The 16,137-nt window shown below is 38.1% G+C and carries 14 protein-coding genes; 11 read left to right on the top strand and 3 right to left on the bottom strand.

The features are described 5' to 3' along the window. Positions 1–4 precede the first annotated feature (4 nt). From ssb to DVW83_RS08315, 7 genes are all read left to right on the top strand, one after another. Positions 5–517 (top strand): single-stranded DNA-binding protein, encoded by a 513-nt coding sequence (gene ssb, locus DVW83_RS08285; RefSeq protein WP_005875808.1) that lies wholly within the window; start codon positions 5–7, stop codon positions 515–517. 25 nt (positions 518–542) lie between these two features. Continuing rightward, positions 543–779, top strand: coding sequence for a 30S ribosomal protein S18 (rpsR, locus tag DVW83_RS08290; protein WP_005875810.1), 237 nt, complete (start codon positions 543–545; stop codon positions 777–779). 245 nt (positions 780–1,024) lie between these two features. Then, the gene (locus DVW83_RS08295; RefSeq protein WP_137239284.1) at positions 1,025–2,998 is read left to right on the top strand and encodes a DHH family phosphoesterase; all 1,974 of its coding nucleotides are present in this window, start codon (positions 1,025–1,027) and stop codon (positions 2,996–2,998) included. Positions 2,999–3,003: 5 nt separating this feature from the next. Continuing rightward, the gene (rplI, locus tag DVW83_RS08300; RefSeq protein WP_123863165.1) at positions 3,004–3,456 is read left to right on the top strand and encodes a 50S ribosomal protein L9; all 453 of its coding nucleotides are present in this window, start codon (positions 3,004–3,006) and stop codon (positions 3,454–3,456) included. Positions 3,457–3,933: 477 nt separating this feature from the next. Next, on the top strand, positions 3,934–5,301 hold the full coding sequence (gene dnaB / locus DVW83_RS08305) for a replicative DNA helicase (protein ID WP_123863166.1): 1,368 nt from the start codon (positions 3,934–3,936) through the stop codon (positions 5,299–5,301). A gap of 529 nt (positions 5,302–5,830) precedes the next feature. Continuing rightward, positions 5,831–7,123, top strand: a complete 1,293-nt coding sequence (locus tag DVW83_RS08310) for an adenylosuccinate synthase (RefSeq protein ID WP_104660257.1) — start codon at positions 5,831–5,833, stop codon at positions 7,121–7,123. 283 nt (positions 7,124–7,406) lie between these two features. Next, positions 7,407–8,270, top strand: a complete 864-nt coding sequence (locus tag DVW83_RS08315; RefSeq protein WP_104660258.1) for a DegV family protein — start codon at positions 7,407–7,409, stop codon at positions 8,268–8,270. A gap of 427 nt (positions 8,271–8,697) precedes the next feature. Here the strand turns inward: DVW83_RS08315 and DVW83_RS08320 are convergent, their stop codons facing one another. Beyond that, complete coding sequence (locus DVW83_RS08320; RefSeq protein WP_104660720.1) at positions 8,698–10,320, bottom strand: ABC-F family ATP-binding cassette domain-containing protein; 1,623 nt, start codon at positions 10,318–10,320, stop codon at positions 8,698–8,700. Between the two features lie 387 nt (positions 10,321–10,707). Here DVW83_RS08320 and DVW83_RS08325 point away from each other — a divergent pair, with 387 nt between their 5' ends. Continuing rightward, positions 10,708–11,229: an HdeD family acid-resistance protein gene (locus tag DVW83_RS08325; RefSeq protein WP_104660719.1), complete on the top strand. Its 522-nt coding sequence runs from the start codon at positions 10,708–10,710 to the stop codon at positions 11,227–11,229. A 102-nt stretch (positions 11,230–11,331) separates the two neighbouring features. Here DVW83_RS08325 and spxB read toward each other — a convergent pair whose 3' ends face one another. Continuing rightward, entirely contained in the window at positions 11,332–13,062 is a 1,731-nt protein-coding gene (spxB, locus tag DVW83_RS08330) for a pyruvate oxidase (RefSeq protein WP_137239286.1), read from the bottom strand. 149 nt (positions 13,063–13,211) lie between these two features. On the opposite strand from spxB, the gene DVW83_RS08335 reads away from it, so the two are divergent. Beyond that, complete coding sequence (locus DVW83_RS08335; protein ID WP_104660330.1) at positions 13,212–14,030, top strand: ZIP family metal transporter; 819 nt, start codon at positions 13,212–13,214, stop codon at positions 14,028–14,030. 353 nt (positions 14,031–14,383) lie between these two features. On the opposite strand, the gene DVW83_RS08340 is transcribed toward DVW83_RS08335, so the two are convergent. Then, positions 14,384–14,581, bottom strand: a complete 198-nt coding sequence (locus DVW83_RS08340) for a hypothetical protein (RefSeq protein WP_104660329.1) — start codon at positions 14,579–14,581, stop codon at positions 14,384–14,386. 245 nt (positions 14,582–14,826) lie between these two features. On the opposite strand from DVW83_RS08340, the gene DVW83_RS08345 reads away from it, so the two are divergent. Together DVW83_RS08345 and DVW83_RS15230 are read left to right on the top strand one after the other, a co-directional pair. Further along, entirely contained in the window at positions 14,827–15,408 is a 582-nt protein-coding gene (locus tag DVW83_RS08345; protein ID WP_005877526.1) for a TMEM175 family protein, read from the top strand. Positions 15,409–15,499: 91 nt separating this feature from the next. Next, complete coding sequence (locus tag DVW83_RS15230; RefSeq protein WP_005877524.1) at positions 15,500–15,661, top strand: hypothetical protein; 162 nt, start codon at positions 15,500–15,502, stop codon at positions 15,659–15,661. Positions 15,662–16,137: the final 476 nt, after the last annotated feature.

Consider the following 16,137-nt stretch of genomic DNA (forward strand, 5'->3'; position numbering starts at 1 on the left):
AATTTTGATTAATAATGTTGTACTAGTTGGACGTCTAACGAAAGATCCAGATTTACGATATACATCAAGTGGCACTGCAGTTGCAACGTTCACTTTAGCTGTCAATCGTAATTTTACTAGCCAAAACGGCAATCGTGAGGCTGACTTTATCAACTGTGTGATTTGGCGTAAATCAGCAGAAACATTAGCAAACTATGCTCGCAAAGGTACTCTTTTAGGTGTTACCGGACGTATCCAAACTCGTTCTTATGATAATCAACAAGGACAACGTGTATATGTAACAGAAGTAGTTGCTGAAAATTTCCAATTATTGGAAAGTCGTTCTGCATCTGAAAATCGTCAACAAAGCGGCGGTTCTCAAAGCTCTGGTCAATCGGCAAATAATTTTGGCGGAAGTAATAACTATAATCAAACATCTCAATCATCCAACGGTATGCCTGATTTTGATCGTGACAATTCTGATCCATTTGGCTCAAGTTCAACGATCGACATTTCAGACGATGATTTACCATTCTAAACGAATTTGATAGGAGGGAAATAGAATGGCACAACAAAGAAGAGGCGGACGTAAACGTCGTAAAGTAGACTATATCGCTGCTAACCATATTGAATATATCGATTATAAAGATATTGAATTACTAAAAAGATTTATCTCAGAACGCGGTAAAATTTTGCCACGTCGTGTAACAGGTACTGGCGCTAAGAACCAACGTAAAATTACAATTGCTATCAAACGCGCACGTATCATGGGCTTACTACCTTTTGTAAGCGAAGACTAAGAATGAAAATCAGACGACAGTCGCTAAGACTGTTGTCTTTTTTTACCCCTGGAAATTTAGTAAAGAGCGTAGATTCAACTACAAACGATCTCTTTTCTGTACGCTTTTGCCTAAAGGACAAGCGATATAAAAATCAGATCGTTTAAACATACTAAAATTAGAAAAAAATCCTTGCCCATTTTTTTAATCGCTTGAATGACGAAAGTTATGGTAAAATTAAACTAATCAAATATGGGAGGAAGACGATGGAAAAAGAAAATACAAACTTAACCCCTAGACCTCTCTGCATTATTTTATTCATATTAATCGAAATACTGGTTATCTTATTTATGCCATTTCGGTTTGTTAGCGCTTTGGTTGTTTTAGTTTTGAATATCTTGTGGCTTCGCTACTGGCTGAAAGTGAAACGCTGGCTGACACTGCGAAATCGTGAAAAGATCCAACAAGCTTCAACGGTTGCCGAAACACACTTAGCTTATGTTTCAGAGATCATGCCAGTCGGGATCATTTCTTACCAGCCGATGACTCAAAAAATCGATTGGATGAATCCTTTTGCATTAGGGATCAAGGATCAAAGTGCGTTATCAGAAGATGAACTACTGGATGCGTTTTTTGCTGCAAAAGAAAAGAAAAAGAATCAGCTGTACTTAGCGGATAAAACATTTCAATTCGATTTAGATACTGTTAAGGGCGTAGTCTATTTTAGTGATGTCACGCAAACACAATTACTGAAACTGCACCAAACCAACAGCCAGCCGGTAATTGGCATACTATCGATCGACAACTATGCCGATGCGATCGATAAACTGGACGACAAAGAAATTTCTTACCTGAATTCTTTTGTGACAACGTTGGTTTCAGATTGGATGAATGAGTACCATGTTTTCTTTAAACGAATCAATTCAGAACGTTTTTTCTTTTTCACTCAATTGAATGTGCTAAAGAAAATGATGGATAAGAAATTTGATTTGCTGGATCGCTTACGTGAAGAAGCGGAGAAACAAAATCTGCCGATCACTCTTAGTATGGGGATTGCGTATGGTCAAGATCCACTCGATGAAATTGGTGCAGAAGCACAAAACAATCTGGATGTAGCGCTAGTTAGAGGTGGCGACCAAGTTGTCGTCAAAGAGATGCGTGAAGGAGCGAAACCGGTCTATTACGGTGGAAGATCAGCAAAAACAGTGAAGCGGACACGGGTGAGATCCAGAGCGATGAGTACGGCTTTACGAAGAATTTTTGATGAAACAGGCGATGTATTTATCATGGGTCATAAGTTTCCAGATATGGATGCGATTGGCTCAGCATTTGGCGTGAGTTGTTTAGCACGCTTTAATCAGAAAAAAGCTTATGTGGTCATAGATGAAACAGAAATTATTCTAGACGTTGAACGTTGTTTGGAAGAAATCCATAAACATCCAGATTTGGAAGCACAATTGATCTCGCCTAAACGAGCGATGGAGCTGAAAAAAAATGAGGACTTACTTGTGATGGTCGACTACCATAAACCTTCGCTATCGATCTCTCAGAGCCTTTATGAGCAGTTTGATAAGATCGTGATCATCGATCATCATCGACGTGGGGAAGAATTCCCAAGTAAACCATTATTGACGTACATTGAATCCTCAGCTTCTTCAGCTTCAGAATTAGTCACAGAGCTAATTCAGTATCAAAGCAGTCGAGCCAATCGTTTAGATCGGTTTGAAGCTACATTGTTGCTTGCTGGGATGACGGTCGATACGAATAGTTTCAATGTACGGACGACCGCTCGAACTTTTGATGTAGCAAGCTATTTAAAGGCTTGTGGAGCTGACACTTCCCTAGTACAATATTTATTGAGTTCAGATTTAGAAACTTACTTGGAGATCAGTGATTTGATCGCCCAAAGTGAGTATGTGACATCAGATATTGTGGTAGCGACAGGGACAGATGAAAAAGAGTATAATAGTGTCATAGCCGCAAAAACAGCGGACACACTCTTATCAATGATCAATATCAATGGTGCATTCGTCATTACGAAACGAACGGATGGATTAGTCGGTATCAGTGCACGCAGTACGGGCACGATCAACGTGCAATTGATCATGGAGTCGCTAGGTGGCGGTGGACATTTCACGAATGCTGCTACGCAATTGGAAAATGTCACAGTTGAAGAAACCAAACAGCGTTTATTAGCTGTAATCAACGAGAACATGAATCAACTATATGATAAGGAGTAATTGCTATGAAAGTCATTTTCTTACAAGATGTAAAAGGTAAAGGAAAAAAAGGTGATGTAAAAGAAGTTCCGACAGGATATGCTCAAAATTACCTATTAAAAAACAATCTAGCAAAAGAAGCAACAAAAAGTAGCATCAGCCAATTAGCTGGTCAGAAAAAAGCACAAGAAAAATATGAAGCAGAAATTTTAGAAGAAGCAAAAAAACTGAAAGAGTTTTTAGAAAAAGAAGATACGGTTGTTGAATTAAAAGCAAAAGCTGGAGAAGACAGCCGCTTATTCGGCTCAATTCCTTCTAAACAAATCGCAGAAGGATTGAACAAACAGTACAAAGTGAAACTAGATAAACGTAAGATCGAACTAGGAAATCCAATCCGTACATTAGGTTACACGAATGTACCAGTCAAATTGCATCATGAAGTGACAGCAACGATCAAAGTACACGTTGTACAAGAATAAGTTAGTAAAATCAATTATGAGAGGGTCGAGACAAAAATCGTTTAGGTTTGAGAAATTTCAAAAAAACGAACAATACGTTTTTTGTATTGCTCGTTTTTTTTGAAATTTCCGAAAAACCTGGCTTTTGGCCGCCGTTTATTCAGAATTAGAGTCTGTAGCAAAACTGATTGTTAGATTTGTCCCACATTCTCTAAACATGAATAAACAAGGAGTAGCATCTTCAAAAATAACCTGAAATCACAAAGTAGGAAAGACGATTTTCCAAAATCCCTAGTTATTTCTCGGAGTGAAATACTTCTGTACTAAACTCTTATATTTGAATAGGGAAAAAGGCAATGTTTTTGAACGATAAAGCCAACGTACAAATACAGTGGAATGATTTTCCGCGTGAAGATACAATGAATTTTCCACTTTTTAGGGTGACTTTTTGACTATTTTCTTGTAAAATGAAGCAATTGAAGACAAGGAGCGATATGTATGAATGAAGTGTGGCAGGATCGAATTCCACCGCAAAATATTGAAGCCGAACAAGCGGTTTTAGGGTCAGTTTTTTTAGATGCTGAAACGATCATTGATGCCATGGAGTACATAGAACCGAAAGACTTTTATCGTCGGGGACATCAAATCATTTTTGAAACAATGATCGAATTGAATGATCGTAGTGAAGCAATCGATGTGGTCACTGTCAAAGATCGTTTGGAACAAGGAAATCTATTAGAAGATGCTGGGGGCTTGAGTTATCTTTCCGATTTAGCATTGGCTGTTCCTACAGCGGCGAACATCGTTTATTATGCAAAGATCGTAGAAGAAAAATCATTATTGCGTAATTTGATCCAAACAGCGACAGGAATTGTTACTCGTGGATTTGAACAGGGAGAAGAAGTCCAATCGATATTAGATGATGCAGAACGTAGCATCCTTGAAGTATCCGAAAAAAGAAACCGGAGCGGATTTTTATCGATCGCAGAAGTCTTGAATTCAACGATCGAAAATATTGACCAGTTAGCACAAAACAACGAAGAAATCACAGGACTTCCTACTGGCTATCAAGGATTAGATAAGATGACAGCAGGTTTCCAACCAGAAGAATTGATCATCTTGGCAGCTCGACCAGCTGTCGGGAAAACGGCTTTTGCATTGAATATCGCACAAAATGTCGGTACCAAAACGGATCGTTCCGTAGCTATCTTCAGTTTGGAAATGGGGGCAGAATCCCTGGTTAATCGGATGCTTTGTGCGGAAGGATCGATTGAAGCGAGCCATTTGCGTACAGGTCAGCTTTCTGAAGAAGAATGGTCCAATCTGATCGTTGCGATGGGGAGCTTGTCACGGGCGAATATCTTTATTGACGATACTCCTGGGATCAAAATCTCTGAAATACGCGCAAAGTGCCGCAAACTCGCACAGGAAAAAGGCAATCTCGGCTTGATCTTGATCGACTATCTTCAATTGATTGAAGGGAATGGCAGAGAAAATCGTCAACAAGAAGTTTCTGATATTTCCCGTCAGTTAAAGAAACTGGCGAAAGAATTGAAAGTGCCTGTTATCGCATTATCACAGCTTTCTCGTGGTGTTGAACAGCGGCAAGATAAACGACCTGTTTTAAGTGATATCCGGGAATCAGGTTCTATCGAACAAGACGCAGATATCGTCGCGTTCTTGTACCGTGATGATTATTATGAAAGAGAAGGCGGCGAAGACAATGACGGCGCTGAAGCGCAAAATGACAACGTGATCGAAGTCATCATCGAAAAAAACCGTAGTGGTGCCCGAGGAACTGTTGAATTACTATTCATCAAAGAATACAACAAGTTTTCGTCGTTATCACCAAGAGAAGAATACTAGAAGAGACAGAAGTGTTCCACTTCAAGAAATGAAGTCATAGCAGATGATTTTCATTCCTATCCTATCTCTATCAATGCCAATGAGCATCATTTATGAAGAAAATGATCTATGATGAAGCAGTCTGCAATGTCAGTAGTTGTTACAAAATAGCGAAATAAATCAGAAAAAATGAGTTCGAGACAAAAGTCGTTTAGGTTTGAAAAATTGGATAAAAAAAGAACAATACGTTTTTTGTATTGTTCTTTTTTTTTTGAAATTTCCGAAAATCCTGACTTGTGGACGCCGTTTATTCGAGAGTATGTAGCAAAACTAACTTTTAAATTTGTCCTATATTATTTGTTCATCTTCTAAGTCAAGCCTTTGTTATTCCCTATACTCTTTTGAGGGAATAATTTTTCAAATACGTTTATTGTTCGTTTTTTAAGCGTTTTTATAAAATAAATAAAAGTATCATTCGATTTTAGTTGAATAAATAGCGAGTTATTGATACAATAATTCAGGATTAAATAATATAAAACGAGGTGTTCAGATGTCATCTGTAGTAGTAGTAGGTACACAATGGGGCGACGAAGGGAAAGGAAAGATTACTGACTTTCTTAGTGAAAATGCTGAGGTGATCGCACGGTACCAAGGTGGCGACAATGCAGGACACACAATCAAATTCAATGGTGTTACTTACAAACTGCATTTGATTCCTTCTGGGATTTTTTATAAAGATAAAATCAGTGTAATCGGAAATGGCGTAGTGGTGAATCCTAAATCATTAGTGACGGAATTAGCGTATTTGCACGAAAAAGGTGTAGCGACAGAGAATTTACGTATTTCAGATCGTGCGCATGTCATTTTGCCTTACCATATCAAATTGGATCAATTACAAGAAGATTCAAAAGGTGAAAACAAGATCGGTACAACGATCAAAGGGATCGGACCAGCTTATATGGATAAAGCTGCTCGTGTCGGTATCCGTATTGCAGACTTATTAGATAAAGAGATTTTTGAAGAACGTCTGCGTTTGAACTTAGAAGATAAAAATCGTCAATTTGTGAAGATGTTCGATTCTGAACCATTGGTATTTGAGGATATTTTCGAAGAATACTATGAATATGGCCAACAAATCAAACAATATGTCACTGATACATCAGTCATCTTAAATGATGCTCTAGATGCAGGAAAACGTGTCTTGTTTGAAGGTGCCCAAGGCGTGATGTTGGATATCGATCAAGGAACGTATCCATTTGTGACTTCTTCTAATCCAGTAGCTGGTGGAGTAACGATCGGTAGTGGCGTTGGCCCTTCAAAGATCAATAAAGTCGTTGGTGTATGTAAAGCTTATACTTCTCGTGTAGGAGATGGTCCATTCCCAACAGAACTATTTGACGAAACAGGTCAACAAATCCGTGAAGTCGGTCGTGAATATGGTACGACAACAGGTCGACCTCGTCGTGTCGGTTGGTTTGATACAGTCGTGATGCGCCATTCAAAACGTGTATCAGGAATCACTAACCTATCATTGAATTCAATCGATGTATTAAGCGGACTAGAAACAGTAAAAATCTGTACAGCGTATGAATTAGATGGAGAAATGATCTACCATTACCCAGCAAGCCTGAAAGAATTGAAACGTTGCAAACCAGTATACGAAGAACTTCCTGGTTGGTCTGAAGATATTACAGCATGTAAAACACTTGCTGAACTACCAGAAAATGCCCGTAACTATGTTAGACGTATCTCAGAGCTTGTAGGAGTCCGTATTTCAACATTCTCAGTTGGACCTGACCGAACACAAACAAATATCTTAGAAAGCGTCTGGGCGCAAATCTAAGTCATTTTAGTAATATTCGTTGAGACAGGACATTCTTGTGCCTTAAAGAGTGAACGAATGTGCTATAGAGTCGAACACCATGAAAGCAGGAAAGAACCTGTTGTCCTTTTGTGGTGTTCGACCTTTTTTTATCGTTTTCTTCACTGTGAACACCGGTAGATGGCCAAAAAAAGTGAGTGAATATTAATTATTTTCTTTTTAGATAGCTAAAGATATTTTGAACGCAAGAGATTTGCTATAATAGGGGGCAAGGGTAAAATGAATGGTGAAGGAGTTGAAGTAGGTGTATCAAATAGTAACAGACTCATGTTGTGATCTTCCTTATCAAGTACTCGCAGCGGCGAATGTTGACTTTTTGTCAATGAAGATCCAGTTAGATGAACAAGAATTAGTGGATGATCTGGGGAAAACATTTAACTATAACAAATATATGGAACAATTGAGAAACGGAGCAACGCCAACCACATCACAGATCAATGTGGGACAATACCTTGAATTCTTCCGTACGTATGCTGAAAGAAAAATCCCAGTTTTATATGTTGCTTTCTCAAGTGCATTGAGTGGCTCTTATAGTAGTGCATTGCAAGCTGTAGAATTACTAAAAGAAGAGTATCCTGACCCTCAGATACATGTATTTGACACGAAAGCTGCTAGTGTTGGTGAAGGCGTGTTGGTATTAGAAGCTGTGCGATTGAAAGATGAAGGAAAAACATTAGAAGAAACGTTAGAGTGGTTAAAAAATAATTATTTAAAAGTACACTCTTGGGTAACCGTCGATGATTTGAAACATCTTGAACGTGGCGGACGTATTTCAAAGGCTAGCGCTACATTAGGAAGTATTCTGAGTGTCAAACCAATTATTACAGTAGATGAAGAAGGGCGTCTGACGAATGTCGATAAGGTGCGTGGCAGAAATAAATCTATCCAAAAAGTCGTAGAAGAAACGATTAAAACGATCGTCGCTCCTTTAGAACAAATCGTCTATATTGCCTATGCAGGGGACTTAGAAAGTGCCGAAAAAGCGAAACGCCTGTTAGAAGAGAACATCAAGATGAAAGAAGTGAAACTTTATCCGTTGGGTCCTACGATCGCTAGTCATACTGGCTATGGCTGTATCGCCATTTTTTCAATGGGAATCAAACGATAGAAGTGTACCATCACTAATCAGAAAGAATAGGTTGCAACAGAAGTATTTCATTCCGAGAAAGAACCAGAGAATCATGGAAATTGTTTTGCAAATTCTGTGAATTTCGGCTTATTTAAGAAGGAGTTGCTTCTGCTCCCACCGTTTATTCGTTTTTAAAGCATGAGACAAAAGTGTTTCTTACTTTTGTCCTATGCTCGTTTTTTTTTTGAAATTTCCAAAAAAACTGACTTGTGGACGCCGTTTATTCGAGAGTCTGTAGCAAAACTGATTTTTAGATTTGTCCCACTTGCTTCTTTGTTGAGGAATTTCAGCATTATGGGTTTTGTATGTGCCCGGAGAATATAAAAAGATGCTGTTCGTTAGACATTTCTAACGAACAGCACCAGTAAGATTCAACAATCAATCAGTCACGAAACAATTGATCCGTTTAGTTCCATAATTCATTTAATTGTTTTTGGATATCTTTGTTTTCCAAAAACTCATCATACGTTGTGTCTGCGCGATCGATGACCCCTTTATCAGAAACAGCAATGATGCGGTTTGCAAGGGTTTGGATAAACTGATGATCGTGTGAAGCAAAGAGAATAGAACCTGTGAAGGCCATTAGCCCATCATTCAATGCAGTGATTGACTCTAGGTCTAAATGGTTCGTTGGATCGTCTAAAACTAAGACATTTGCTTTAGAAAGCATCATTTTAGAAAGCATACAACGGACTTTTTCGCCCCCAGATAGGACATTTACAGGCTTCAAGACGTCTTCACCAGAAAATAGCATTCTACCCAAGAAGCTTCGTAAGAAAGTATTGTCGTCTTCTTCTTTACTTGCATATTGTCTTAACCAGTCTAAAATCGTTAGGTCCGTATCAAATTCTTTCGTTGTATCCTTTGGTAAATAAGCATTGCTTGTTGTGACGCCCCAGCGCACTGTACCTGTATCTGGTGTGATCTCACCCATGATTACTTTGAATAGCGTCGTAGTTGTAATATCATTTTCAGCAACAAAAGCAACCTTGTCTTCTTTACTTAAATTAAATGATATATCATTTAAGATTTTCTTACCATCAATAGTAACACTCACGTTTTCGACTTGTAAAAGGTCGTTGCCGATTTCACGTTCTGGTTTGAAACCAACGAATGGATAGCGACGAGAAGATGGCTGAATGTCATCTAACGTGATTTTTTCTAACATTTTTTTACGAGAAGTCGCTTGTTTTGATTTTGAAGCATTCGCGCTGAAACGAGCGATAAAATCTTGTAATTCTTTGATTTGTTCTTCTTTTTTTGCATTTGCATTTGCTTGCAATTTTGTAGCTAGTTGACTAGATTCTAACCAAAAATCATAGTTGCCGACATATAATTTGATTTTTCCAAAGTCTAGATCCGCCATATGTGTACATACTTTATTCAAGAAATGGCGGTCATGAGAAACGACGATAACTGTATTTTCAAATTCAATCAAGAATTCTTCTAACCAATTGATTGATTGGATATCCAATCCGTTTGTTGGTTCATCTAATAGCAATACATCTGGTTTACCAAATAGTGTTTGGGCTAAAAGGACTTTGATTTTTTGACCACCCGTAAGTTCACTCATTTGTTGGTGATGTAATTCTTCAGGGATATTCAATCCTTGTAATAATACTGCTGCTTCTGGTTCAGCTTCCCAACCATTTAGCTCAGCAAATTCGCCTTCTAATTCGGCTGCTCGGATACCGTCTTCATCTGTAAAGTCTTCTTTCATGTAGATGGCATCTTTTTCTTTCATTACTTCGTACAATCGTTTGTGTCCCATAATAACTGTTTCTAAGACTGTATATTCTTCATAGTCGAAGTGATTTTGTTTCAAGACGGCCATACGTTCATCTGGACCCAAGGAGACAGTACCTGTAGAAGGTTGTAGCTCTCCGGATAATACTTTAAGGAACGTTGATTTACCTGCACCATTTGCACCTATTAAGCCATAGCAATTTCCGGGAGTAAATTTAATATTAACATCATCAAATAGTTTGCGGTCTGAAAAGTGCAAACTTACATCATTTACAGTAATCAATTTTTTTCCTCACTTTATCTTTTAATTGTTTTTGACAAGTCTTCTAGAATTATATAGGGGAAAAGTAAAAGTTTCAAGGTAATCAGCTATTCTTTGTGTTTCACGTGGAACAACGTAACAAAAAAGTAAGAAACAGCTGATGGATAGAAGGTGGATATCTGTATGTATTCATGTATTTTCTAAAAAAAACAATGATCTTGGATAGAAAAAAAGTGGATAATAAATAGTCTTCTCATATGTAAATTGTTTACACTCGGATGTATCAAAAAGTTCGCAATACAATACAATGTCAACAGAGCGATCAATCGTCTTTCAGCATATGTTTTGACGTTATTTAAAGAGAAAGGTAGTATGGATAGTAGATCAAAATGAAAGTAGGTTTGAAAAATGAATGAAAGAAAAACGGTAGATTGGGGTTCTTTGATCTTAGGGATATTATTTGTGATTGTTTCTCTGATGTCTTTCCAAGATCCAGTAGGTAATCTTGTGGCAATTGTGGTCGTATTTGCTATTTTTGCCTTTTTAAAAGGAATTTTTGAATTATTTGTTCGCAATCGCATGAAGGAATTGACTGGCTACAAAGGGAAGACACCACTAGTTGTAGGGATCATCGATATCTTAGTAGGAATATTTTTCTTATTCAATATTGGAGCCGGTGTAGTGGCATTGCCATTCGTATTTGCAGTGTGGTTCATTGCGGATTCCATATTTGCTTTATTGGCTGCTGATTTGGCTAAAGGGGTAAGTAATGGCTATTATTGGTTCACTGTCATCGTAAATATCTTAGGTATCATTTTGGGGATCATGCTATTATTTAATCCTATCTCATCAGCATTGACCCTAAGTTTCTTAGTTGGATTCTATTTTATGCTATTTGGTATTACTCATATCGTTTACGCATTTAGATAAATATTCGACAGTAGTTTATATAAAAAAGAGGCAGGACATTATTATGTCCTGCCTCTTTTTTATGAGTTTATTCGTTTTTTTATAGTGTGCTTTTAGAATAACTTAATCACGTTTTTCATATAGCTCATTTAATACAGGCATATCATGAACTTCATATTTTTCTTTGAAGGCATTGATTTCATCTGTGGAATATTTTCGAGGATCTAAGTGCAAGTCTTCTACAGGTAGTGGTCGTTTATTTTCGATTTTGACATCAATGACTACAGGGCGTGTTGACTTTTGAGCTGCATCAAAGGCTGGTCGTAGTTGATGGTAATCAGTAATCGTGAAACTGTCTGCACCTAATGCTTCACTGGCCTTACCAAAATCTGCATCTTCCAAAAAGACACCGAATTTCTTTTGTTCTGTATCTTCTTGTTCTGCTTCGATAAAACCAAAGGAATCATTCGAGAAGACGACGTTGATGATTGGTAATTGATATTTGACTTGTGTGATGATATCTTGCATGACCATAGCGAATCCGCCATCGCCACTTAGAGTGAACACTTGCTTTTCTGGAAAACTTAACTGAGCAGCAATTCCTCCAGGAACACCATTTCCCATCGTTGCGAACCAACCAGAAGTAGTATGCTTTTGGTTGCCGTTCATATCTAAAAGACGAATCGAGTGGATCGTGGTATTGCCGACATCCGTGACAAAGATTGCATCGTCTTTCGCAATACGATTGATTTCTTTATAAACTGCTTCCGGGCGGATAGGTTGCTCTTCACGATCTTCAAATGATTTCAACCAGTTGCCCCAGTTCGCTTTGTTTTTTTGATTTGCTAGATACCAACGATCTTCAGGTCGAGGTTGGCCAAGTTCTGCTAATCTTTCTAAAGTGGTGTTGGCATCTCCTAGGATTGAAAGAGAAACGGCATGTCTGCGGCCAAATTTTGATGCATCGATATCTACTTGAATAAAGGCAGCATCAGGATTGAAGAAAGCTCGACCAAATGGAAAGTCACTTCCCACGAATAAAATCAAATCAGCTTCAGCAAGTGCTTCGTTTGCAGGTTTCGTCGCAACTCGTCCAGCAAACCCAAGAAAATTTTTATAACTATCAGGAACAATTCCCTTGGCCAGAACAGAAGCAACGACAGGAACTGAAAAGTGTTCTGAAAAGTGTTTGATCTGTTCGAAGCCATTACGCGTGCCTTGCCCAACATACAATACAGGTTTCTTTGCTTTTTCAATGTAAGGAAGCGCAGCCAACAAATCTTTTTCGTCAGGTAAGATATAGCCGGTTTTGTGTGTAGCTGCAGTCGTGAAATCTTGTTCTTCGATTTCAGCAAAACCTAAATCTACAGGAATCGTCACGATAGCAACACCTTTATGTTCGTAAGCAGCTTTGATCGCTTCATCGACTACATGTGGCAAACTTTGTGGCGTCATCACTGTTCGGTTATAGACACTAACATCTGCAAAAATAGGATTTTCATTTAATTCTTGGAAAGAATTATAATTCATCGCTGCAGAAGCTACTTGTCCTAATAGCGCTACGAGAGGGACATGATCCATTTGGGCATCATATAGTCCATTAATCAAATGGGTCGCGCCAGGACCAGCAGAGCCAAACACAGCGCCGACTTTGCCCGTTAGTTTTGCATCGGCAGCTGCGGCTAATGCACCGACTTCTTCATGACGAACTTGGATATATTTGATTTTTTCTTTTTCATGATATAAAGCATCCATGATGGAATTGAATGAACCACTAGGAATTCCGTAAATATGATCGACTCCCCAACTTTCAAGAACTTTTACCATAGCGACACCAGCATTGATTGTTGACATAACTCTCCACTCCCTTAGTGATAAAATTTACTAACTAAAGTATAGTGCTTTGTCAGAAAAACCCCAACTAATACGTCTTTTCGTAAAATAGTAGTCATGCTTTTTTCTATATGCTAGAGTAGTAAGTAAAGGATTGAAAGGAGAAAAATATGGCTGAATGGCTATTAAGATTAGACCCGTGGCAACAGGCATTGGTAGGGACTGGTTTTACCTATTTTATGACTGCACTGGGAGCTGCATTAGTCTTTTTCTTTAAAGAAATCAAGAAAGACGTCTTGAATCTGATGCTTGGTTTTGCATCAGGAGTGATGATCGCTGCAAGTTTTTGGTCGTTGCTAGATCCTGCGATCACGAAAGCAGAAGAAAACGGCGACATTGCTTGGTTAGTGGTAAGTATTGGCTTTGGACTAGGCGGACTTTTCCTTTATATTGCGGATAAGACATTGCCCCACATGCATTTTGGGCCACAACATGAAACAGAGGGCTTACCCACCCACTTGAAGCGGACGATTTTATTGGTATTTTCGATTACATTGCATAATATCCCAGAAGGTTTAGCTGTTGGGGTAGCCTTTGGAGCAGCAACTACCGCAGATAACCCTACAACGGCTGTTTTAGCAGCAATTTCTGTTGCACTAGGAATAGGTATTCAAAACTTTCCAGAAGGAGCCGCCGTTTCTATTCCATTACGGCAAGAAGGATTGAGCCGTACGAAGGCGTTTATGTATGGACAAGCATCAGGTATCGTTGAACCGATTGCTGGTATCGTTGGTGCGATCTTAGTGACGAAGGTATCGATCTTGTTGCCGTACGCGTTGGCATTCGCAGCTGGAGCAATGATCTATGTCGTTGTCGAAGAGCTGATCCCCGAAGCACAGCAAACATTATCAAGTAAGCGGCATTTTGCTGTATTTGGTGTGATGTTAGGATTCATCATCATGATGATCCTTGATGTTGCTTTGGGTTAAACAAATGATATATCATTTAATAGCGGATAGAAAAACACTAAAATGTGTGAAATCATGCTAAAATCCATAAGATCTTGTTGAAGAATATTTAATAAAGAGGTCGAGAAAAAAGTCGTTTAGGTTTGAGAAATTGGAGAGAAAAAACTGACTTTTGGACGCCGTTTATTCGGGAGTCTTTAGCAAACCTGATTTTTAGATTTGTCCCGCACTCTTTTTTTGGGAAGTGTTTCTAGAAGCAGATCTCTTAGCTTTGGATAAAAACAGGAACAGAAAAGCAACCTCTGAAGGTTGTCTAATCTGTTCCTGTTTTTTTGTAGTAAATGTCCGAGTAATCAACTCATTCGAGTATTCGATTAATAGTATTTGCGGTTTCGATCAGCCCCACTAATGGCACGAATCAGCCAAATAATGATAGCTATAGGAATCAGCAATTTGACAGCAAACCATAAGATGCTGCTCAGTACACCAACAAAAAGACTGATGGCAAAACCAGCAACAACCAATACCATGATCAACATGAAGATATTTAAGAAACTATTTCTACGTTGCATAACAACCCCTCTTTTCTTATTTGCATCGACTAGCGGTTACGTTAATATCCTTTACTACAGCAATTGAATTGACCCGGTGCCCGATGAACAAATATGGTAACTTCTTATTGAAAAAAGTATAACAGAATGGATGAACAGCCACATCCATCGTTAGTCTGATTTTTTATTTGGTATTTAGATGTATAAAACAGTTGCTTTTTTTCGTTCTTTTCTACTAAAATAAGGCAAATAAGGAGGCGGAACTTATGTCGAAAAATCGTTTAGAAGCTTTTACCGATGCCGTGATTGCGATTATCATGACAATTCTCGTTTTAGAGTTACATGAACCAAGTTCAGATACTTGGCAAGCATTGTCAGCTTTAGGCTCTCGTTTTTTGATCTACATTATCAGTTTTTTTACTTTAGTTATCTATTGGAACAATCATCATCACATGTTCCAAGTCGTCCATAAAGTAAATGGGAAGGTATTATGGGCAAATAGCTTTTTTCTCTTTGCTTTGTCACTTTTTCCATTTGCGACTTCTTGGATCAGCGAATACACATTTAGTTTAGTTCCTGCAATCACATATGGAGGTGTTTCGTTAGGTGCCAATATCGCGTATTATTTCCTTGCAAGGGAATTGGTCAATTCTGATACGGCCCATAAGAAAGCAATCAAGGAACTATTAGGCAACTATAAAAAATCCTATTTGACCATCTCATTGAATATCATCGGAATCGTTCTAGGCTATCTAGTGACGCCCCTCGCTGTCTTGATTACTAATGGAATCATGTTATTCGGCTGGTTGATGCCAAGTAAGAAAATCGAATCCCATTACGTTGACTAAATAACAATAAGAAAAATTAAGATAAATATAAACAAAAGATAAAAAAATGATCGAATCTATAGAAGAGAATAGTATCCGAAGAGGGATGCTTATGATAGACAGGAAAAAATTAACGATTGGATTGATTACTAGCATGGTAACGATCCTCATTTATCTGGATCAACAGAAATGCGGCTCAGTAGTCATCATTTTATCTTTGCTGCTTACGTTTTTTGTTTCACTGAAAACCAAGGACCAAAGAAAAAACAAATAATCATTTCTGAAAAGAGGTCGAAACAAAAGTCGTTTAAGTTTGAGAAATTGAAGAGAAAAGAGGCTGGGACAGAAGTGTTTCTTACTTTTGTCCCACGCTTTTTTTTTTGAGATTTCCGAAAAACCTGACTTTTGGACGCCGTTTATTCGAGAGTCTGTAGCAAACTTGATTTTTAGATTTGTCTCCCATTCGTTTTTGTGAGCTCCGTAAAAAAGCAAGTTTGGACGTTCATGTGGAAAACTTTAGGTTTAAAAAATTGTTTTCCACATAAAGAGAGGAGGAAGTTAAAGACATAGCTATAAGGGCAAAATCGATTTATACATAGATAACGTATAAATATTAATAGGTTGTATGAGCTAAGAAAAAACAAATAAAAAAATAACTTGCAGCGATAAAAATGATAAAGTCCATATAATTGTGTAAAAGATAAAAGGCCATGTAACAGCCCTTTTACGGTACAATGTTTTTAACCACAA

It is taken from the genome of Enterococcus sp. VV15 (assembly GCF_005236045.1).
Classification (GTDB): Bacteria; Bacillota; Bacilli; order Lactobacillales; family Enterococcaceae; genus Enterococcus_B; species Enterococcus_B durans.